This is a genomic window from Candidatus Accumulibacter necessarius (assembly GCF_036625085.1).
Map to the genome: position 1 here is coordinate 518,282 of NZ_JAZKUM010000003.1, position 20,092 is coordinate 538,373.

Sequence of the window (20,092 nt, forward strand, 5' to 3'; positions counted from 1 at the left end):
GGCTTACTTGCACTTCACCTTCTTGATCGGTGCGTAGCCTTCCTTCTCGATGATGCACTGGCCGGTATCGCTCTTGATCCAGTCCATATATTTCTTCACCTCGCCGGTCGGCTCGCCGTTGGTGTACATGAACAGCGGCCGGGCGATCGGATAGGTGCCGTCGAAGGCCGTCTGTTCGGTCGGCTTGACACAGGGCTTGCCGGCTGCCGGCGCGACGCAGAGCGCCTTCATGTGGTCGGTAACGTACGCCAGGCCGCTGTAGCCGATCGCACAGGGGGTTTTCTCGACCAGGTCGGCAACGTCCTTGGAACCGTGCATGTCGAGTGTGCCCTGACGGAACTTGCCCTTTTCGCCGAGCACGGCCTCCTTGAAATAGGCGTAGGTACCGGAGTTGTTCTGCCGGCTGACGACGACGATCTCGCCCTTGCAGCCGGGAATCGTGATGCCGAGGTCGCTCCACTTGCTGGCGCCACCGTCGCGCCCGTAGATTTTCGCCAGGTCGGTGACGGTGATCGAGTCGGCCGGGAATTTCTTGTTGACGAAGATGGCGAGTGCGTCGTAACCGATGATGTGCTCGATCGGTTGCCGGCCCTTGGCCTGCGCTTCCTTGATCTCCTTCTCCGACATCTTGCGGCTGGAATTGGCAATGTCGACGGTGCCGTTGATCATCGCGGCAATACCGGTGCCGGAACCACCGCCGGACACCGCCACCGCCACCTTGGGATTGATCTTGCCGTACTGTTCGGCCAGTGACTGGGCCGCATTGACGAGGGTGTCCGAGCCCTTGTTCTGGATCTCGGTTCTGGCGGATGCACTGGCGGCGGCCATCGCGCCGAGAGTCAGGACGGCAAGCTGGCGCAACATTGATCGAGAGGTCATCTGTATTTCTCCGGGTATTGTCGGGTTGCTGGAATCGTCGCCTGCCGATGACAGGACGACCCATCATGGCAGCCTTCTGCGGGGCTGAAAATTCGGGCGGCAACGTAAGTGATGCTGCCAGTGCGGTGAGCGTCGGGACGTTCCTCGACTGACGCAGCAGCGGGCATCCGGGGCAGCCGTAAGGGAAACGCGTACGCTATTTGCCAATACCCAAACCGCCGCGGCACGGGCACAATGGGGACTCGATCAACCCGTCAGGGCCCCCTATGCCGAAAACGGCGAGCCGGCGGCTCGGTTGGCGCGACGCCCTGCTGCTCGTTGGCGGCTACCTCGCGCTCGACTGGGCAAGCCACATCCACCCGCTGCACGGACTCGATGTCACGCCATGGAACCCCGCACCGGCACTCGGCCTGCTCTTTCTGGTGCGCTACGGTGGCCAGGCGGCAGCACCGCTGGCGCTGGCCATCCTCGTCGCTGACGCCTGGGTGCGCGAGCTGTCGCTCCCCTGGCTGCTGGCCTGCGGCCTGGCGCTGCAACTCACTGCCGGCTATTGGCTGACCGCCGGGATCCTGAGGCGCCGGGTGGGCAGTAAGGGGCTCTTCGTCAACCGGCGCGGCCTCATCGACTGGGTCACGATCACGGTCATCGGTACTCTGCTCAACAGCCTGCTGTTCATTGCCGGGCTGACCCTGGCCGGATACCTGCCGCGCGCGGTGGCTGGCGAGGTGTTGCTGCCCTACTGGTTCGGTGACGTGGTCGGCGTCCTGATCTCGATGCCGTTGCTTGCCATGCTGCTCGACGAGCGCGGCCGCGTACGCCTGCGCCGCCTGCTGCTTGGCCGGGAATCGCTCAGCCTGCTGACCACCGGCGGCGTCCTGGCGTTCGCTTTCGTCGCCGGCGAACTGACCGAGTTCAAGTACTTCCCGCTGCTGTTCCTGCCCATCGCCTGGGCAGCCGCCAGGCAGGGCCTGGCCGGCGCCGTGCTGACCGTCGGTCTGACCCAGGTTGGCGTCATCCTGGCCACGCACCTGCTCGGCCTCTCGCCGCTCATCCTGATCGAACTGGAAGTGCTGGTGCTGGTCCTCGCCCTCTCGGGATTCTTCATCGGCGTTGTCGTCGACGAGAAGCAGCGGCTGGGTGCCGAGTTGCAACAGACGCTGCGGCTTGCCGCGGCCGGCGAGATGGCAGGGGCGCTGTCACACGAACTGCATCAGCCGCTGACTGCACTGCTTGCTTACACGCGGGCGTGCCAGCAGTTGCTCGCGCAAGGAGAGAGCGGCGAACGACTGCGCGACGTGATTGATCGTGTGGTCGCCGAATCGCAGCGCGCGGCCGAAGTGGTCAGTCGCCTGCGCGACTTCTTTCGCACCGGTACGACCCGGCTCGAGCGGATCTGGCTGCGCGAACTCCTGTCGTCGTCGGCCTCGCGCTTTGCCGCGCAAGCGCAGCAGCAAGGTGTCGAGCTGCAGCTGCAGCCAGCGCCACCGTGCGCGCTGTGGGCCGACCGGCTGCAGCTCGAAGTGGTCTTGCGCAACCTGCTCGCCAACGCCTTCGAGGCGGCTGCCGAACGACCGGAGGCAAGGCGTCAGGTGCGCGTTTCGGCACAGCAGGACAGCGCTGGAAGTGTCTGCATCACGATCGAGGACAGCGGGGCAGGCGTATCGGAGGAAATGGTGGAACATCTGTTCGAAGCGTTTCAATCATCGAAGGCCAGCGGCATGGGGCTTGGCCTGCCGATCAGCCGGGCGATCATCGAGGCGCACGGCGGCAATCTGTGGGCCGAGGCGGCCGATCACGGGGTGTTCAAGGTGGTTCTGCCGATCGGGGAGGCAGCCGACCATGCCACATAGAGGAAACACGGTGTTCATCGTCGAGGATGACCATTCGGTGCGTGATGCGCTGGGGCTCCTGCTGGGCCTGCAGGGTCTTTCGGTGGCGCTGTTCGCCGATGCCGAGAGCTTCCTTGCCGCCCGCCGTCCCGACTGGTACGGCTGCCTGCTGGTCGACATCCGCATGCCGGGCATGGATGGTCTTACCCTGCAGAAGCGTCTCCGGGAAAGTGGCTGCTGGCTGCCGGTGATCGTGATGACCGGTCATGGCGACGTCGAATCGGCGCGGCAGGCTTTCCGCAGCGAGGCGGTCGACTTCCTCGAGAAGCCGATCGATCACGCCAGACTCATGTCGGCGATCGACGAAGCATTCGCCCGTCAGGATCTACGTCAGGATGATCAGGAGCGCAACGCCGCGACGGCGAGTCTCCTGCATACCCTGACGCCACGCGAGAGGGAAGTCATGGAGCAGGTGGTTGCCGGTCGGCACAATCGTGAGATCGCCCACGCACTGGACATCAGCCCGCGCACGGTCGAAGTGCACAAGGCACGTTTGCTGGCCAAGCTGCAGGTCGACAGCATCGCCGATCTGGTTCGGCTGAGTTTGCGAGTCGCGGGAAAGAGCCGTGGCTGACCGCCGCGGCCGCGCGGCCACGCCGGATGGCGGCGAGTGCGCCGCCGCCGGCTGAACTGGCGGGCTGGTCAGCGGCTCACCAGGGCCAGCGCCAGTTGACAACCTCAGGCAGGTCGATTCCGTGCTCGTAGGCATAACGGCGGCAGGCAAGCTGCCGGTTGCGGAACTTTTCCTTGGCGTGGGCGCCGGCGACGCTGATCCGCGGCACGCGGTCGATGACGTCGATCGCCAGGCTGTAGCGGTCGATCTGGTTGTTGATCGCCAGCTCGAGCGGTGTGTTGATGTTGCCTTTTTCCTTGTAGCCGCGCACGTGCAGGTTGCGGTGGTTGGTCCGTCGGTAGGCCATGCGGTGAATCAGCCATGGGTAGCCGTGGAAGTTGAAGATGATCGGCTTGTCGACGGTGAACAGGCTGTCGAAGTCACGTGCGCTGAGGCCGTGTGGATGCTCACTGTCGGGCTGCAGCTTGAAGAGGTCGACGACGTTGATGAAGCGGATCTTCAGATCGGGGAACTCCGAACGCAGCACGGCGCTCGCCGCCAGGGCTTCCTGGGTCGGGATGTCGCCGGCGGCGGCCATCACCACGTCTGGTTCGCAGCCCTGATCATTGCTCGCCCAGTCCCAGATGCCGATGCCCTTGGCGCAGTGGGTGATCGCCGCCTCGATGTCGAGGTATTGCAGGTGCAGCTGTTTGTCGCAGACGATGACGTTGACGTAGTTCTCGCTGCGCAGGCAGTGGTCGGCCACCGACAGCAGGCAGTTTACGTCCGGCGGCAGGTAGATGCGGGTGACCGACGCGCTCTTGTTGAGCACCACGTCCAGGAAACCGGGGTCCTGATGGGTGAAGCCGTTGTGGTCCTGGCGCCAGACGGTCGAGGTGATCAGCAGGTTGAGCGAAGCAATCTCTTCGCGCCAGGAGAGCTGCTGGCAGATCGACAGCCACTTTGCGTGCTGGTTGAACATCGAGTCGATGACGTGCACGAAGGCCTCGTAGGTCGACAGGAGGCCGTGCCGACCGGTCAGCAGATAGCCTTCGAGCATGCCTTCGAGGGTGTGCTCGCTGAGCATCTCGATCACCCGGCCGTCGGCTGACAGTTCGCTGCCGTCGGCATCTTCCGGGAAGTACTCGGCGATCCAGAACTTCTTGCTTGCCTCGTAGATCGCAGCGAGCTTGTTGGAAGTGTTCTCGTCGGGGCCGAAGACGCGGAAGTTGTCGCGATTGGCCTGCATGATGTCGCGCAGCAGGCGGCCGAGCGGCGGCGTGTTCTCGGCTTCGATCTGCGCCGGTCGCTCGACGTTGATCGCGTACTGACGGAAGTCGGGCATGCGCAGGGCGCGCTTGACGAGACCGCCGTTGGCCAGCGGGTTGGCGCCCATGCGGCGCTGGCCGGTGGGTGCCAGCGCCCGGATTTCCGCAATCGGCGCACCATCGGCAGCGAACAGTTCGTCCGGCCGGTAGCTGCGCAGCCAGTCCTCGAGCAATTGCAGATGCGCCGGGTTGGTCTGTACGTCGGCTACCGGCACCTGATGCGCGCGCCAGAATCCTTCGACCTTGCGGCCGGCGACCTCGGTCGGACCGGTCCACCCCTTGGGACTGCGCAGGATGATCATCGGCCAGCGCGGGCGCTGTGCAAGCCCGCTGCTGCGTGCGGCACGCTGCACGTCGCGGATGGTTTCGACGCAGTGGTCGAGCGTTGCCGCCATCGCCTGGTGCATGCTTTCGGGGTCCGAGCCTTCGACGAAACAGGGGCTCCAGCCGTAGCCCCTGAACAGCTGCTCGAGTTCCTGATGGCTGATTCGCGCCAGCAGCGTCGGGTTGTTGATCTTGTAGCCGTTGAGGTTGAGGATCGGCAGCACGGCACCGTCGCGGATCGGGTTGAGGAACTTGCTGATGTGCCAGGAAGTGGCCAGTGGCCCGGTCTCGGCCTCGCCGTCACCGACCACGGCAGCGACAATCAGATCGGCATGGTCAAAGGCCGCGCCACAGGCATGCGAGAGCACATAGCCCAGTTCGCCGCCCTCGTGGATCGAACCGGGGGTTTCCGGTGTGCAATGGCTGCCGATGCCGCCGGGAAACGAGAACTGCCTGAAGAAGGCACGCAGGCCTTCCTCGTCCAGGCTCTTTTCGGGATAGATCTCGGAGTAGGTGCCTTCGAGATAGACCGGCGCCAGCACTCCAGGGGCGCCGTGCCCGGGTCCGGCCATGAAGATCGCCGGCAGGTCGTACTTCCTGATCACCCGGTTTAGGTGCGTGTAGGCGAAGGAAAGGGCAGGGCTGGCGCCCCAGTGCCCAAGCAGGCGGTTCTTGATGTGCTCGGGCTTGAGTGGCTGCCGCAGCAACGGGTTGTCGCGCAGGTAGATCATGCCGACGGCGAGGTAGTTGCATGCCCGCCAGAAGGCATCGGTTTGCCTCAATTCCTCGGCGCTCAGCGGCGCGCCCGCGATCGTCGACCGGGCCGGTCCGAAGGCGGTCAAGTCACCGGCGGCAGAGCTGTGGTCTGCAGTTTCGGGCATTCGTGTCTCCTTGAGAAAGATGTCCCGAAGCGGAGTCTGGTCAGCAAATGTGACGGAGCGATGACGGCAGGTCGGCGGCGCCGCCGCAACGGTCTGCGGTCAGCGCCGGCAACCGCGATGTCACCGCGCTGAAACCGCAGCGACACACGGATGACACAAGTGCCGCCTATGCTGCGCTGGTTCCCTTGCGAGGTTGTCCAAACATGACCGAAAAACTGAAGATCGTCGGCGCCCTTGGCGAAGAGTCGCTATTGCTGCCGGCGCTGGTCAACGATGCGCTGACCGCCAACAACCGCGCCAAGTACTACTTTTCGCTGTTGCAGACGGCGCGGCTGCGTGCCGATCATCTCGATCGTCCCTTCTCCTCCCTGCGGGAAGAGCGGCTGGCGTCATCGGTCGAGCACTCGGAACTGGACCAGGTGGTCGCCCTGGCGCGGCGCAACCCCGATGGTCTCTACCTGATTCCGCATGCGGAGGAAATCCTGCGCCATCTGCTGGCAGCGCTGCGCGAAATGATCGCACCGCTCGAGGCGGTCGCCGATGGCGTGGTGGCGAGCGGCTATCAGCAACGGCTGCAGGACCTGTCGGTCGCCGCCGCGACCGAGGACGACCTGATGGAGGGCGCCTGCATCGACGCCCTGACACGCGCCGACCGCCATCGCGGCGACAGCCTGCACCTGCTGGTGATCGATTTGCACAAGGAACTGAACGAGTTGCAGGTGGCGCTGGCCACCGAATCGGTCGAGGGCGCGATGACCTATGGCCTCGAGGCGGACGATCGTTCGCTGGTGGCCGCCTTCATGCAGGGGGTACAGCGCACGGAGCCGCTCAAGTTCGATCATCCGGGGCTGGGAACGACGGCCACCCGCGCCGGTGGCGTGCTGGTGATCCAGAACGACATCGGCACCACCGATGCCCATGTCCTGGTGATTCGTGTCGCCGGGCTGAGCGTCACGACCCTGTACTCAGACGTGCACCTGCAGCGCCTGACCTTTTTCGCGTCGCTGTTCTCGGCGTGGAAGGTGCGCTGGGAAGACATCGTCTCACGCCAGGACCGGGCGATGGAGGATGGTCTCTACCACCTCGCGGTCGCCCGTTACGTGGCGAGCGACCGCCAGAACCTGCAGTCCTTCCTCGCCTTCCTGGGCTCCCGGCTGGTTTTTCTGATCGACTGGAACAAGGCCCGCAAGCGTCTGCGCAGCCTGCTCGGCAAAGGCGAAGCGTTGGAACTGCTGAAGTGGGCGGCCGACGAGGATGTCGGCCACATGGGCTTCCTCAGGTGTGGCGGCGAGGACCTGATCTACCGCGGCCTGGCGCTGGCGGCCAGGGGGGAACTGCGGCCGGGCGTCTTCCTGCACGACCTCCTGCCGCGCAATCTGGCGCGGGAGTTCATGCAGTTCGTGCTGCGCACCGCGTCGGTCGGCTTGCGCGAGGGCAGGCAGGTGCTGCTGATCGAAGATGAGGTGGTGGTCGAACTGTCGCGCTTCTTTCGCGGCGCCGAGGAGCGGCTGCTCGACATGGCGGCCGAGCACGCGGCGCTGACCTGGGAAGTCGCCGCCGGGCTGCGCGACACCCTGCTGCGGGCCCGCCTCGCCGACTGGTCGCAACACTTCAGGGTGAACGCCGAGCGCGCCAAGCGCTGGGAGTCGCTGGCCGACGAACTCGTGCAGAGTGCCCGGGCGGCGCTGCGCCGCAGCGACTCCGCCGCCTTCGTCGCCCAGCTGATCGAGGCCGCCGACGAAGTGGTGGATTGCCTGGAGGATGCCGCGTTCCGGCTGACGACGCTGCCTGCCGATGGTCGCGGCGAACTCTGCCGTCAGCTCGAGGCGCTGTCGCGTCTGGTGGTTTCGGCGGCGCAGGAATACGTCAAGGTGGTGGCCACCGCCCGCATGGGGCGCGAGGCCGCTTCGCGGGAGGACATGCACGACCTGCTGGCAGCTATCCATCGCATCGTCGCGCTCGAGCACGAATGCGATCATGCCCAGCGCGCCGCCGAGGCGGAGCTGGTCGCCAGGTCGGCGGACTTCCGCGAGCTCTACGTACTCTCGGAAGCCGGCAAGAATCTCGAGCAGGCGGCCGACGAGCTGATGAGCGTCGCCCTGAAGTTCCGTGACCACGCCCTCAGCGACGTGGCTGCACACTAGGAGAAGAAGCGATGAATGCAACCCCCGCAACGCCGCGTACCCTGTTCTTCATCGGCGGCAGGAACCCGGTCGCCAAGCCGGGCAGCGTCGAGGAGATGGGCTTCAAGGCCAGCAACCTGGCCGCCATGGCTGCTGCCGGTTTGCCGGTGCCGCAGGCCTTTGTGCTGTCTACCCGCTTTGCCAGCCATTTCCAGGAGGCGACCGGCGGTGCGCCGGGCGAACTGCGCGATGCACTGGCCGAAGGCATCCGCCACATTGAGCGCGAGAGCCGGCTGTGCTTCGGCGGACGCCGCCGGCCGCTGCTGGTCTCGGTGCGCAGCGGTGCCCCGGTGTCGATGCCCGGAATGATGGAGACCCTGCTCGATGTCGGGGTCAACGACGTCACCGTCGAGGCGATCATCCGCAGTACCGGCAATCCACGTCTGGCCTGGGACTGCTACCGGCGCCTGGTGCAGGGCTTCGCCGAGGTGGTGCATGAATGTCCGCCGCACCCCTTCGCCGCGCGGCTTGACGCCTGTCTGGCCGAGTGCGGTGCTGCCAGCACGCGCGAGATCGATTTTCTCAGCCTCGCTGCACTGACCCGTGATTTCCTCAGCCTGTTCGAGGAACATACCGGCAGCCCCTTCCCGCAGGATCCGATGCAGCAGCTTGAGACCGCAGCGCTGGCGGTGATCCGCTCATGGCAGGGTGCGAAGGCGGTCAGCTACCGCCGCGCGCGCGGCATCGACGAGGGCCTGGGGACGGCGGTGACGGTGCAGCGCATGGTCTTCGGCAACGCCGGTGGCCTGTCCGGCGCCGGCGTCGCCTTTTCCCGCGACCCGTCGACCGGCGCGAATGGGCTGTACATGGATTTCCTGTTCAACGCGCAGGGCGAGGACGTGGTCTCGGGGCGGCACGCGCTGGAGGCCGAGGTGCCGCTGGGCAGACTCCTGCCGGATACGCTGAGCGAGCTCGAAGGGGTGGCGCGGGCGCTCGAGTTGCAGTTCCGTGACGCGCAGGAGTTCGAGTTCACCATCGAGGACGCGACGCTGTTCCTGTTGCAGACGCGCAGCGCCAAGCGCACTCCCTGGGCCAGCCTGCGCATCGCCGTCGAGCAGGTCGAGGCCGGCCTGATCTCGCCGCAGGAAGGTCTTGCCCGGCTCGCCAGCGTCGATCTGGAGGGCGTCGAGGAGCTTGCCATCGCCCGGCCCGAGGAACTCGATTTTCTCGCCGGGGCGGTGACTGCCGGGATCGGCATCGCGGTCGGGCGCATCGCCCTCGATGTCGAAGCCGCGCAGCGACTGGCCGCCGAGGGTGACGAAGTGATCCTTGTGCGCCATGAGACGGCGACCTCCGACATCGACGGCATCGTTGCCTGCGCCGGCATACTCACCGCCGTCGGTGGGCGTACCTCGCACGCGGCGGTGGTCGCGCGGCAGCTCGGCAAGGTGTGCCTGGTCGGCTGCAGCGAGCTGGTGCTGGACCTCCCCGCGCGTTGCTGCCGGATCGCCGGCCGCGTGCTCGCCGAAGGCGACTGGCTCTGCCTCGACGGCCACAGCGGACGCGTTTTTGCCGGCCAGCCGGCGTTGCTCCGCCGGCGGCCGATCGAGTGGTTGCAGCTGGTTGCCGGCTGGCAGCGGGGCTGTTCGGCGAGCCCCGGGCAGGAAGCAGCAGGTGTGGCGCAGGCCGCCTGAGCGGCCGCTGTCGATTTGGGCGATTTCCAGAGATCGAGAGATTGCCAAACGATCGCCGTCATCCCGGCGCAAGCGGGGAGCCACCGTCCGGCCCGATGTAGTCCGGTTAAGGCCAACGTCGCGCCGGCGATGGTACGGTTGGATTTTCTATTCGTCTGCGTAGTGCGAGACGTCGTTGAACAAGCTCAAGCGGGCGCGTACCTCGCTCATGAAGTCGAGAATGTTCAGCGCTGCGGGGCTCTGCTCCAGGCGGTCGCGATAGCCCCGCAGGTCGAAGCCCAGCAGGCTGCTGATCAGCAGTCGGTTGGTTCCCTTGTGGGATACCAGCAGCACTGTGCCGTGGCGATGCCGCTCGACTATCCCGCGCAGTGCGGGTAATGCACGGTTGAGCACATTGATACCGGATTCTCCACCCAGGGGCGAGATGACGAACGGATCCTCCTGCCAGACGGCGTACTCGGACGGAAACCTGCTCTCGACCTCGGATCGACGCAGCCCCTCCCAGTGGCCATAATCGATCTCGCGCAGCGCGGGCTCGGCTATCGGCTCCAGACCGTGGGGAAGCGCCAGGGTGCGCGCGGTTTGCATGGTGCGGCGTAGCGGACTGGCGTAGACGGCGTCCAGCTTCGCTCGTCTCAGCCGCTCTGCCAGGCATGCCGCCTGTCTGCGGCCCTCGTCGGAGAGGGGCACATCAGAGGAACCGGCGAATCGGTCTTCGGCGGTGAGATCGGTGGCGCCGTGGCGCACCAGGTAGATTCTGGTCGGCATGGGAGTTGGCCAGTTGTTCGTTCAGCCTGCGTCTATTCGCGGACGGTTCGATTCGTGGTGTAACGCGAATGGACCGCTGCCACCGCCTGAGCGATGACCGGATCGACTTCGTTTTCCTCGCTGAAGGAACCCTGCAGGTCTTGCAGGCGACCGTCTTCCAGGCCATAGATCCAGGCATGCAACATCAGGGGCTGGTGACGCTTCCAGGCGTCGCCGACCAGCGTCGTGCGGGCAACATTGCGCACCTGCTCGATCACGTTCAGTTCGCACAGGGCGCGCCAGCGGGTCGTGTTGTCCGGCAGCGCCGCCAGGAAATCCATGTGCCGATCGCGCACATCCTGGATGTGGCGCAACCAGTTGTCGATCAATCCCAGGGAGGGCCCTTCCAGAGCCGCCCGGACACCGCCGCAGCCGTAATGACCGCAAACGATAATGTGGCGGACCTTGAGCACATCGATGGCGTACTGCATCACTGACAGGCAGTTGAGGTCCGTATGCACCACGACGTTGGCGATATTCCGATGCACGAACACTTCGCCCGGCTTCAGGCCGGTGATCTGATTGGCCGGCACCCGACTGTCCGAACACCCTATCCATAGGTAGTCAGGGTCCTGCAAGCCGGCCAGACCGGCAAAGAAATTGGGGTCGGCTGCTCGCATGTCCTCAGCCCAGCGGGTATTGGCGGCAAACAGTTCAGGCAGATATTTCATACTGGAGTCTCTCCATAAGGGGACGCATGCTGGTGGCGACGTGCCGGACATCGAACGCCGCGCCACGATACGATACGGCGAACGAACAATGAGTGCACCTGCCTGCCGGCAATCCGACCGGCTGCTGAACGCCGGACGCTGGTCCGGGCAGCCGATCGGAATCGGTCAGCCCAGCGCCCAGCGCCCAGCCGGTGCGACCCAGGCCAGTTGGCCGCCAGCCGGGCAGGGACGACGTCATGCCCATCAAAGATCGGGATTCCTGGCTCATTCGTCTTCTTCCAGAACGCTGATCGGAAGCAGGGCCACGTAGTCGCCCACCGAACCGCCCGCCAGGCAACACTCGATGATCCTGCGGCCCAGGGGATGCAGGTCGGCCTCCAGGAACTGCGTCAACTCCTTGTGGAAGAAATCGGTCAGTTGCCGGGCACCCTGGTCGTAGGCGGAGGTCCCGACCTCTGGCTGCTTTTCGACCTGCAGCAGGATCCCCGGAATGGTCTGCCCTTCAACCACCACACTTCGCATCGCGAAGCCGAGCAGCGGGCAGCGCGCGGGAGTGACCTGCGCCCGCGAAAAACGCGCACCACCACGCCGAGCGAGATACTCGCGGGCAATCCACTGCGGCATGAAGCCCGTCTCCCACGCACCGACGTGCTGATTGGGACACAGGATGTACTTCATGCGCGGCGTCGCGACGATCTGATCGAGCAGCAGGTTGGCCTGGTCGACCATGCGCCCGGTGGCGAAAGGCCAGTACGACCCGACGCCTTCCGAGCTCATGCCTTCGGTGGTCACGATGCTCGGATTGGCGTGGCCACGCGGCGCCACCAGCCGCCACAGCCAGGCCAGGGCGGGCGGCAGCAGATGGAAGAGACCGATGATGCCGTAGGTCGGATGCTCGATCGTGTTCGGCGGGCAGCGCACGCCGAAGCTGCGGATGTCCACACTGACCGCGCCCTTGTACACGCCCGGCACGGCCTTGCGCGGGACAACCACGCGCGGGTTGGGGCAGGGCTTGCCGGGCTCGTCCTCGATATGCTCCCAGATCAGCGCCGTACTACCCGGATGGGCGTCGATGTTGAGAAACAACAAGGGCTCGCTGGGATGGATGGTCATCTTCTCGAGGTTGGGGTCGGTCCCGTAGTGGGTGATGTGATTGACGCGCACGAACCAGCCCTGTTCGGCATCCATCAGCGCCAGGCGCCCGTCGTTCTTGCCGAGCGAGGGATGGCACAAGGCCATGTCGTCGGTCACCGCGCGCAGTTCGCAGTTGTGCGGCAGCACCAGGGTGCGGCGTTCGCCCGACAGCACGTTGGTACCGAGCAGCAGCGCGCCGTCCTTCTGGCGATGCACCTGCTCGAGGATTTCGCTCTTGCCACCGCCGCTGGCGCCTTCGTGCATGATGCACAGCTTGTTGCCATACGGGGTGATGACCTGCACCGTCGCACAGTGCGCGGTCAGCCAATGCTCACGCTCGCCGAGGGCGAGCAGGACCCCGTAGATGCCTTTCTTGGCACTCGGGCCGGGATAGAGGTTGTAACTGAACAATTCGTGCCGGCCGGGACGGCGGTTGTGCACCACCATCTGCCTGCCTTTGAAGTGGGTATGGCGGAACGGTGGGGCAACGAAGATCACGGCTTTCGGGTCGAAGTCCGCCGTCAAGGCGGTTTCGTCGAGGATGCCCTGCAGCAGGGCCAGCCCGAGGGCGAAAAAGCCGGCATTGGCCGGGGCAACCACCAGGGCGTCGGCACCCATGCCGGGGGCCCCTGCAATGAAGGGGAACAGTGCCAGTTCCTGGGTCTTGAGCCAGGCGAAGGTTTCCGCGCGCAGCGACTCGAAGGACTCGCCATACTCGTTCTCGAAGCGCGGTTTGTCGGTCGGCAGGTCGTCGGCAATGACCATGCAATCCGGATCGCGGCGGCGCATGTAGGGGTCGACATAATTGGCCGCGATGCCGTTCTTGACCCGGCACACGTTGGCCTCCAGTACCCGGCCCCGGCCAGGCACATCGTAAGCCACCTCATGGACGCCATTGACGGCGTCGCGCGTCGCCAGTTCGTACAACTGTTGCCAGGTACTGGCGACGGTATATTTCGGGCAGGCTTCGAGAATCTGCTGCACCGACAGTGGGATCTGGAAACCCACGTTCACTTCATTCATGACAATTCATCTCCGAAAGATAGTTCAAGAAACTCGGTTCCGTGGCTGAAAAAGCCGCTGTCAAATGTCGGTGCTGGCAGGGCAATGTGGTCAGGGCACCACCATCACCGGACGCGGACTCAGGTGCATCAGCTTGCTGGTGAGCGAACCAAGCAGCAGGCTCTCGGTGACACTCAACCCACGGCTGCCGATGACGATACGGGAACAACCGATTTCCCCGGCCAGCGCAAGGATTTTCTCGGCCGTCTCGCCCATCGCCACATGCAGGCGCCATGGCTGGCCGCGCGCGTCGAGCAGCGTACGTGCCCGTGCGGTGGTCTGCCAGGCCCGGCGCGCGAGTTCCGCCTCTGCCGCTTCCAGGCTGAGCCAGGGCTGAACGCTGACCAGATGCAGCGCGCAGGCCGTCATCGCGCCGGCCTGCGTAGCGGCTTGGGCGACGGCGCGCAACGCGTTGTCCGAACTGTCGACCGCGACCAGCCAGGGATTCGTGGCGGGGGCCGGAAGCGGCGGCGCGCTGTCGAAGGTGAGGCCGACGAGACGGCCATCGGCGTCGCGCTGGCAACTCGACGCGACGGGAAGATCGATCGGATGGCTCATGCTGCTTCTCCTGTCGCGACCACTTTGGGTTTCGACAGGGCCAGGCTGGCCCCCACCGAAATCAGGATGGTGCCGGCAACAATCGCCAGGGACCACTGGATCGGCATGTGGAACCACGGCGCGGCCAGCATCTTGCCACCGATGAACACCAGCACGAGGGCCAGCCCATACTTGAGGAGGTGGAACCGGTCCGCCATGTCGGCAAGCAGGAAATACAGCGCGCGCAGGCCCATGATGGCGAAGATGTTCGAAGTAAACACGATGAAGGGATCGGTGGTAACCGCGAAGATCGCCGGGATGCTGTCGACCGCGAACACCACGTCGCTGGCCTCGATCAGGATCAGGACGAGAAACATGGGCGTCGCCCACAGGATGCCGTTCTGGCGGACGAAGAAGGACTCTCCGTGGAAGCTCGGCGTGATGCGCAGATGCCGGCGCAGCCAGCGCAACAGGGGGTTCTTCTCTAGGTCGGGTTCGTGCTCGGCGAAGATCAGCATCTTGACGCCGGTGATCACCAGGAAGGCGCCGAAGACATACAACACCCAGGCGAACTCCGATACCAGCCAGACCCCGGCGAGGATCATGCCGGCGCGCATGACGATCGCGCCGAGCACGCCATACAGCAGCGCGCGGCGCTGCAGTTCCGGCGGCACCGCAAAGTAGGTGAAGATCATGACGAAGACGAACATGTTGTCCACCGACAGCGATTGTTCGATCAGGTAGCCGGCGAGAAATTCGAGCGTCTTGCGCTGCGCCACCTCGGCACCCTGCGTACCGTTCAGATACCACCAGAGCAGGCCGGCAAAGGCCAGTGCGAGGCAGACCCAGGCGATCACCCATGCCAGAGCCTCCTTGACCGATACGCGGTGCGCCTTGCGGCCGCCGAAGACAAACAGGTCGAGCGCCAGCATCCCCAGCACGAAAGCGATGAAGCCGGCCCACATCGGGCCTGTGGCGAAACTGTCGATGCCGGCGGTCATTTCAGGCTCCCGGTGCCCTTGAGGTATTCTTGACGATGGATGTCGTCGCCCTATCGACAGCGCACTTCATGGCGTCTTGTCCGTGAATGGTCGTTGCCGGGTGGCTGAAACCTCAGGAAATTCGTGTCGCCGCGCCAGGTGGCGGTCGAGCGCGCGGCCCATGCGGTCGGCGGCGCGATCGATGGCGACGTAAAGATCGGTCTGGGTGTCCTCGACGAACAGGGCAGGAGAGCCCTTGAGGCGCACCTCGATACCGCAACACTTGTCTTGTCCGCCGCGCGGGCCATTCACATCGGAAAGGCGCACGACAATGCGAGTGACGACGTCTTGGCCATGATTCAGGCCGTAGGCGAGGCGCGTGCTGACGTGTTCGCGCAGTCCGTCGGTCAGGGTGAAGTTGTGCGCTTGGATTTGCAGGTGCATGGCATTCGTCTGTCAGGGCGGCAAGAACATACAAGCATTATGGACAAGGTGAATGTTCGTCACAAACAGATAAACGCATAAGATATGATCGAAATATACGAACAACAGGAGGTGACGTGATCAACTACAAGCATCTGCACTACTTCGTCAGTATCGCCCGCTCGGGCGGCGTCATCCGCGCGGCCGAGCGCCTGCATCTGACGCCACAGACGCTCTCTGGGCAACTATCCCAGTTCGAGGAACGGCTGGGCGTGGCGCTGTTCCGGCGCGTCGGACGTCGGCTGGAACTCACCGCAACGGGCAAACTGGCGCTCTCCTACGCCGAGGAAATCTTTCAGACCGGGGCTGAACTGGAAGACCTGCTGAAAAATGGCGCCGAGGAACGCTTCATCACCTTCCGCGTCGGCATCGCCGACGTCGTGCCGAAATTCATCGCCCATCGCCTGCTTGCGCCGGTGCTGGGACTTCCCGCGGCAGTGCGCCTGATCTGTCAGGAGGACCGGCTGGAACGCCTGCTGGCCGATCTGGCGATCCACCGTCTCGACATGGTGCTGGCCGACCGCCCCATGCCGCCGGGCACGGAGATCAGGGGCTACAGCCATCCGCTCGGGGAATCGGGGGTGGCTTTCATGGCGGCGCCCGCGTTGGCAGCTCGACTGACGGGCGGCTTCCCGGATTGTCTGGATGGCGCGCCCCTGCTGCTGTCCGGACGCGATAGCGCACTTCACAGTGCCCTGCTGCGCTGGCTGGAACGGCAGGGAAAGCGTGTGCAAGTCGTCGGCGAATTCGACGACAGCGCCTTGATGAAGGCCTTCGGCGAAGCCGGCGCCGGGGTCTTCCCGACGCCGGCGGCCGGCGTGCCGGACGTGACGGCGCACTACCAGGTCGTCAAGCTGGGCGAAACGGAGGAGATTCGCGAGCGGTTCTTCCTCATTTCAGCCGAGCGGCGGCTGACCCATCCCGCTGCGCGGGCGGTCAGCGAAAACGCGCGCGCCGGCGTGTTCGCGCCGCTGCCCGCCGCTGGTTGAACAGTGTTAACTTGTGTCCCGCCGGCGGACCTGTATGAATTTGCTTCGTGGCACGTAACGCAGCTTTTCCCTCTTTCAGCCTCATGCTCTTGCCATGGCGGGATTCCTTCCTGGTCCGCTGGTACGATGGGGTGCACCGAGGGAAGACTGGGATCTCGCGTTTCGGAAGCCGTCCCGTCGGGCGCGGCTGATGTGTCCGATCATGGAGCCCTTGCTGCCGGGGGTCCTTCCGCAGCGACCGGCGGCTGCCGTTGCACGTGCACCGCGGTTTCGGTGGGAATCACGATGAGGCGCGTTGCGTCGGCGGCGGGCAATTGCCGCTGCAGCCCTTTGCTGGCGGGCGTTGCCCGGGTTGCCGTGGGTCGGGTGAATGTCAACGTCTCGCCGGCACCATCGCCGCTGAGCCCTTCGCCAGTTGTGCGACTTACGGCTTCAGGCGCTCGGCCCTGAGCGGCGCATGGCGTCCGAAGCCGCCGACGTAGCCTGTCGGTTTTCTTTACACCCAGCCAGCGACCCATGCACAGGCAGTCCTGCAAACCACTGTTTCAGAGCACTTTAGCACTCGTGGCCTGGATTTTGCATGCGGTCCCAGCTCGCATTCCGCGAGCCGGCGACCTTGGCGCCGAATTGTTTCCAGCAAGAGGAGAATGATGATGAACGCAATCTACAAGTCTGCTGGCGCGCTCGCCGCCTTGCTTCTGGCACCGGCGGCAGGCGCCGCCCTGGTGACCTTCGAGGCGGCGGGTGCCAATCCCGCCGCGATTACCGCCACACGCGACGCCTTCCGCGCGGCTGTCGGGGGCGATCGCCGCGAGATCAACTGGGATGGCGTACCTGATACGTTGGCCGACCCCAACCTCCTGCCTGGGAACTTCTTCAATGCCAACTCACCCCGGGGAGCCGTGTTCAGTACGCCGGGGACAGGTTTCTTGGTCAGTGCCAACGCTGGCGGTGCCACCCCGACGCTCTTCGGGTTCCCGCTCGACTTCCAGACTTTCACCGCACAGCGGCTTTTTACGGCCGTCGGCAGCAACATTACCGACGTGACGTTCTTTGTCCCGGGGACGGCGATCGCTGCCACGACGAGCGCTTTCGCTGCGATCTTCGTCGATGTCGAAGTGGCCGGTCTGACCAAAATGGAGTTCTTCGATCCGAGCAATTCGCTGATTTTTTCGCGAGACGTCCTGGTTGGGGGCAACCAGGGTTTGAGCTTTTTGGGCGCCGTTGCCAATGCCGGCGAGAAGGTCGCCCGGGTCCGGCTGACCTCCGGCGCTAACACCATCACGTCCAACGGTAATCTGGGCAACCCGTCCGACGATGTCGTCGTGATGGACGACTTCCTCTATGCCGAACCCAGCCAGGTCGTTCCGGAGCCGTCGAGTCTGGCGCTGGCCGGCCTGGGCCTGCTTTGTGGTCTCGGGTGGATGCGGCGTCGCCGGCCGGGGGCCTGACTCAACAACAGCAAGTTGCTTCAACAAGAGGGCAGGGGCGGTGTTCAGTGGAACGTTGCCCCTGCCGACCCGCCTAACGCGAGCGCCCCTCGACGTCTGGTGCGCCCGGTGTTTTCCGGCCGAGCTGACCTGTGCATGAATGGCGTGACCGGCTGGCAGTTTGTACAGGTCGGGTAGCAACGAGCATCGGAAGTTGCCGTCCGGGTTTTCGGGTGGTGGAACCTCGCGCCTGGGGTCCGATTCCGGGCGATTGGCACATGCCTGCGCCAATCGCGCGAAGCGCAGGAGGTAAAATGAGCGCTCACCTTGCCAGGAGCCCACGATGAGCGTTTCCCTTGTTCTGACCGTTATCGGCGATGATCGTCCCGGTCTCGTCGAGCAGCTTGCCACCGCCATCAGTCAGCATCAGGGCAACTGGCTGGAGTCGTCGATGTCGAACCTGTCGGGCAAGTTCGCTGGCATCGTCTGCGTCAGCGTCCCCGAGACACAGCTTGAAGCCCTCACGGCGGCGATGGCGTCGCTGCCCGGTCTGCGCATCACGTCCGAGGTTTCCCGGTCGCCGGCAGCGCAGGCCGGCAATCGGCGTCTGAAGCTTTCGCTGGTCGGCCATGACCGCATAGGCATCGTGCGTGAGGTCTCGCAGGTGCTTGCCCGGCATGCACTCAATGTTGAGGATCTCAGCACCCACACGGCCAGTGCGCCGATGTCCGCGGGGGTGTTATTCCATGCGACAGCCGAGTTGACCGCTTCATCGATGCTCGATGTGAGCGAACTGACGCGCGACCTGGAGAACCTGTCGAACGACCTGATGGTCGATATCACCCTGGACGAAGCCATCCGCTCTTGAGCTGGCGGTCGACCGACGGGTCGATCAGGAAGCCTCACGCACTGCCACACCATCAACCAGGGCACGACCACGCTGTTCGCCGCGCTCAACGTGCTGGACGGCAGCGTGATCGCACAGTGCGAACAGCAGCACCGTCACACAGAGTGGCTCAAGTTTCTGCGCAAGATCGACCGGGAAACGCCGAAGGACAAGGCGCTGCACCTGATCGCCGACAACTACGCCACACACAAGCATCCCGTTGTACAGGAATGGTTGGCCAAGCATCCGCGGATTCAGATGCATTTCACCCCCACCTCGGCCTCCTGGCTGAACATGGTCGAGCGCTTCTTCCGCGATATCACGACCGAACGACTGCGCCGTGGCGTGTTCACCAGCGTCCCCGCGTTGGTCTCTGCCATCGACGACTACATCGCCCATCACAACACCAAGCCCAAGCCCTTTATCTGGACCAAGAGCGCTCGCGACATCCTCCAGAAGGTCATTCGCGCCAACAGCCGCTTAAGCGCTAAACAGAATGCAACACTACACTAGCTCAGTGCGCCTTGGTTTCGCCCCGGCGCCGATTCCTCCAGAAATTGATCGACAGATAGATCATGAAGCCGACAAAGGTCAGGAAGCCGGCGAACTGGAAATAGAGCGAGTAGTTGGTCCGGTACCTGCCGGTAAGGGGGTCATAGATTGAGCAGAGGATTCGCACACGCTCCATGATCTCCTGCAGCGTGCCGGCCTCGGGCGGAATCGCCGAGCCGGTGATCAGGAGCTTGAGCGGTTCGGCAAGCTCTTCGGCGGTAAACTTCTCGCCGTAGACCTGGCGGACGATCCTGCCCGTTGCGTCGACCAGTGTCACCTGGTTGATGTGGTCAAAACCGGCTGGCGTGGCGACGTAGCTGAAGCCGAAATTGGTGGTGAGATCGCCGACGATGGCCGGGGCAGGGCTCAGGAACTCCCAGTTGGGCAGGTGAATGCCGTACTGCCGGGCAAAATCCCTGAGTGCTGCGGGCGAGTCAAATGGCTGGTTGAAACCGATGCTGACGACGTTGAAGCGATCCGCGCCCATTACGCTGACCGTAGTGTCGACCGCTTTCTGCAGGTTGCGGGTGATTGTCGGGCACACCTGGAAGCAGGCGGTGTAGATGAAGGTGACGAGCAGCGGCTTGCCACGGTAGCGCGACAGTTCGACCGGTCGCCCCTGGCGGTCGAGCAGAACGAAGTCGCCGACCTGCTTGCCGACCGCGCTCTGCGACAAGGCGAAGGCGGCTTTCTCGTCGAGGGTGGTCAGCGCCAGGTCGCCATTGAGCCCCTGCGGACGAGCGGTGAGCCTGGGCTTTTCGCTTGCGGAATCGTCCGCTTGCAGCGCGTTGGCCGCCAGCAGGAAGAAGGCGGCCAAGACCGCCGCGAGTCGGACCGAGAAAAAAGCGGCGATGAGTGGGCGGGAGAAGCGAAGAATCACCGCAAGCTGT

General features: G+C 64.6%; 16 protein-coding genes and 1 pseudogene. 8 read left to right on the plus strand and 9 right to left on the minus strand.

All coding sequences use genetic code 11. The annotated features are described in order from the left end of the window. Positions 1 to 3: 3 nt before the first annotated feature. Positions 4 to 879: a phosphate ABC transporter substrate-binding protein gene (locus V5B44_RS10680; protein ID WP_332359013.1), complete on the minus strand. Its 876-nt coding sequence runs from the start codon at positions 877 to 879 to the stop codon at positions 4 to 6. Positions 880 to 1,145: 266 nt separating this feature from the next. On the opposite strand from V5B44_RS10680, the gene V5B44_RS10685 reads away from it, so the two are divergent. Both V5B44_RS10685 and V5B44_RS10690 read left to right on the plus strand, forming a co-directional pair. Further along, entirely contained in the window at positions 1,146 to 2,729 is a 1,584-nt protein-coding gene (locus V5B44_RS10685; protein ID WP_332359014.1) for a sensor histidine kinase, read from the plus strand. Further along, on the plus strand, positions 2,719 to 3,342 hold the full coding sequence (locus tag V5B44_RS10690; protein ID WP_332359015.1) for a response regulator transcription factor: 624 nt from the start codon (positions 2,719 to 2,721) through the stop codon (positions 3,340 to 3,342). Before V5B44_RS10685 ends, V5B44_RS10690 begins: the two co-directional genes overlap by 11 nt. 76 nt (positions 3,343 to 3,418) lie before the next feature. Here the strand turns inward: V5B44_RS10690 and V5B44_RS10695 are convergent, their stop codons facing one another. Next, positions 3,419 to 5,854 carry a phosphoketolase family protein gene (locus V5B44_RS10695; RefSeq protein WP_332359016.1) on the minus strand — a complete coding sequence of 812 codons (2,436 nt, stop codon included), beginning with the start codon at positions 5,852 to 5,854 and terminating at the stop codon, positions 3,419 to 3,421. A 203-nt stretch (positions 5,855 to 6,057) separates the two neighbouring features. Between V5B44_RS10695 and V5B44_RS10700 the strand changes: the two genes are divergently transcribed. Next, positions 6,058 to 7,998: a DUF47 domain-containing protein gene (locus V5B44_RS10700; protein ID WP_332359017.1), complete on the plus strand. Its 1,941-nt coding sequence runs from the start codon at positions 6,058 to 6,060 to the stop codon at positions 7,996 to 7,998. Between the two features lie 11 nt (positions 7,999 to 8,009). Beyond that, positions 8,010 to 9,671, plus strand: coding sequence for a PEP/pyruvate-binding domain-containing protein (locus V5B44_RS10705; RefSeq protein WP_332359019.1), 1,662 nt, complete (start codon positions 8,010 to 8,012; stop codon positions 9,669 to 9,671). A 147-nt stretch (positions 9,672 to 9,818) separates the two neighbouring features. Here the strand turns inward: V5B44_RS10705 and V5B44_RS10710 are convergent, their stop codons facing one another. From V5B44_RS10710 to hpf, 6 genes are all read right to left on the minus strand, one after another. Then, positions 9,819 to 10,439 carry a histidine phosphatase family protein gene (locus V5B44_RS10710; protein ID WP_332359020.1) on the minus strand — a complete coding sequence of 207 codons (621 nt, stop codon included), beginning with the start codon at positions 10,437 to 10,439 and terminating at the stop codon, positions 9,819 to 9,821. Positions 10,440 to 10,471: 32 nt separating this feature from the next. Then, entirely contained in the window at positions 10,472 to 11,149 is a 678-nt protein-coding gene (gene can / locus V5B44_RS10715; protein ID WP_332359021.1) for a carbonate dehydratase, read from the minus strand. A 264-nt stretch (positions 11,150 to 11,413) separates the two neighbouring features. Then, positions 11,414 to 13,306, minus strand: coding sequence for a DUF4914 family protein (locus V5B44_RS10720; protein ID WP_332359022.1), 1,893 nt, complete (start codon positions 13,304 to 13,306; stop codon positions 11,414 to 11,416). A 90-nt stretch (positions 13,307 to 13,396) separates the two neighbouring features. Further along, positions 13,397 to 13,903, minus strand: a complete 507-nt coding sequence (locus V5B44_RS10725) for a universal stress protein (RefSeq protein ID WP_332359023.1) — start codon at positions 13,901 to 13,903, stop codon at positions 13,397 to 13,399. Further along, on the minus strand, positions 13,900 to 14,883 hold the full coding sequence (locus V5B44_RS10730) for a TerC family protein (RefSeq protein ID WP_332359024.1): 984 nt from the start codon (positions 14,881 to 14,883) through the stop codon (positions 13,900 to 13,902). Before V5B44_RS10730 ends, V5B44_RS10725 begins: the two co-directional genes overlap by 4 nt. A gap of 66 nt (positions 14,884 to 14,949) precedes the next feature. After that, the gene (gene hpf, locus V5B44_RS10735) at positions 14,950 to 15,306 is read right to left on the minus strand and encodes a ribosome hibernation-promoting factor, HPF/YfiA family (RefSeq protein ID WP_332359025.1); all 357 of its coding nucleotides are present in this window, start codon (positions 15,304 to 15,306) and stop codon (positions 14,950 to 14,952) included. A 116-nt stretch (positions 15,307 to 15,422) separates the two neighbouring features. Here hpf and nhaR point away from each other — a divergent pair, with 116 nt between their 5' ends. From nhaR to V5B44_RS10755, 4 genes and pseudogenes are all read left to right on the plus strand, one after another. Further along, a complete protein-coding gene (nhaR, locus tag V5B44_RS10740) occupies positions 15,423 to 16,334 on the plus strand; it encodes a transcriptional activator NhaR (protein ID WP_332359026.1) in 912 nt (303 codons plus the stop codon). 647 nt (positions 16,335 to 16,981) lie between these two features. Further along, the gene (locus V5B44_RS10745; RefSeq protein WP_332359027.1) at positions 16,982 to 17,785 is read left to right on the plus strand and encodes a PEP-CTERM sorting domain-containing protein; all 804 of its coding nucleotides are present in this window, start codon (positions 16,982 to 16,984) and stop codon (positions 17,783 to 17,785) included. Positions 17,786 to 18,107: 322 nt separating this feature from the next. Next, the gene (locus V5B44_RS10750; protein ID WP_332359028.1) at positions 18,108 to 18,632 is read left to right on the plus strand and encodes a glycine cleavage system protein R; all 525 of its coding nucleotides are present in this window, start codon (positions 18,108 to 18,110) and stop codon (positions 18,630 to 18,632) included. 18 nt (positions 18,633 to 18,650) lie between these two features. Further along, positions 18,651 to 19,163 (plus strand): annotated as a pseudogene (locus V5B44_RS10755) (IS630 family transposase); the annotation flags it as partial. A 1-nt stretch (position 19,164) separates the two neighbouring features. On the opposite strand, the gene V5B44_RS10760 reads toward V5B44_RS10755, so the two are convergent. Continuing rightward, positions 19,165 to 20,082, minus strand: a complete 918-nt coding sequence (locus V5B44_RS10760) for an SCO family protein (RefSeq protein ID WP_332359029.1) — start codon at positions 20,080 to 20,082, stop codon at positions 19,165 to 19,167. Positions 20,083 to 20,092: the final 10 nt, after the last annotated feature.

Coding starts and splice junctions, on each gene's coding strand:
- V5B44_RS10700 (WP_332359017.1), top strand. CDS start 6,058: ATGACCGAAAAACTGAAGATCGTCGGCGCCCTTGGCGAAGAGTCGCTA.
- V5B44_RS10685 (WP_332359014.1), top strand. CDS start 1,146: ATGCCGAAAACGGCGAGCCGGCGGCTCGGTTGGCGCGACGCCCTGCTG.
- V5B44_RS10710 (WP_332359020.1), bottom strand. CDS start 10,439: ATGCCGACCAGAATCTACCTGGTGCGCCACGGCGCCACCGATCTCACC.
- can (WP_332359021.1), bottom strand. CDS start 11,149: ATGAAATATCTGCCTGAACTGTTTGCCGCCAATACCCGCTGGGCTGAG.
- V5B44_RS10730 (WP_332359024.1), bottom strand. CDS start 14,883: ATGACCGCCGGCATCGACAGTTTCGCCACAGGCCCGATGTGGGCCGGC.
- V5B44_RS10680 (WP_332359013.1), bottom strand. CDS start 879: ATGACCTCTCGATCAATGTTGCGCCAGCTTGCCGTCCTGACTCTCGGC.
- V5B44_RS10750 (WP_332359028.1), top strand. CDS start 18,108: ATGAGCGTTTCCCTTGTTCTGACCGTTATCGGCGATGATCGTCCCGGT.
- V5B44_RS10720 (WP_332359022.1), bottom strand. CDS start 13,306: ATGAATGAAGTGAACGTGGGTTTCCAGATCCCACTGTCGGTGCAGCAG.
- V5B44_RS10695 (WP_332359016.1), bottom strand. CDS start 5,854: ATGCCCGAAACTGCAGACCACAGCTCTGCCGCCGGTGACTTGACCGCC.
- V5B44_RS10705 (WP_332359019.1), top strand. CDS start 8,010: ATGAATGCAACCCCCGCAACGCCGCGTACCCTGTTCTTCATCGGCGGC.
- V5B44_RS10690 (WP_332359015.1), top strand. CDS start 2,719: ATGCCACATAGAGGAAACACGGTGTTCATCGTCGAGGATGACCATTCG.
- hpf (WP_332359025.1), bottom strand. CDS start 15,306: ATGCACCTGCAAATCCAAGCGCACAACTTCACCCTGACCGACGGACTG.
- V5B44_RS10745 (WP_332359027.1), top strand. CDS start 16,982: ATGATGATGAACGCAATCTACAAGTCTGCTGGCGCGCTCGCCGCCTTG.
- V5B44_RS10725 (WP_332359023.1), bottom strand. CDS start 13,903: ATGAGCCATCCGATCGATCTTCCCGTCGCGTCGAGTTGCCAGCGCGAC.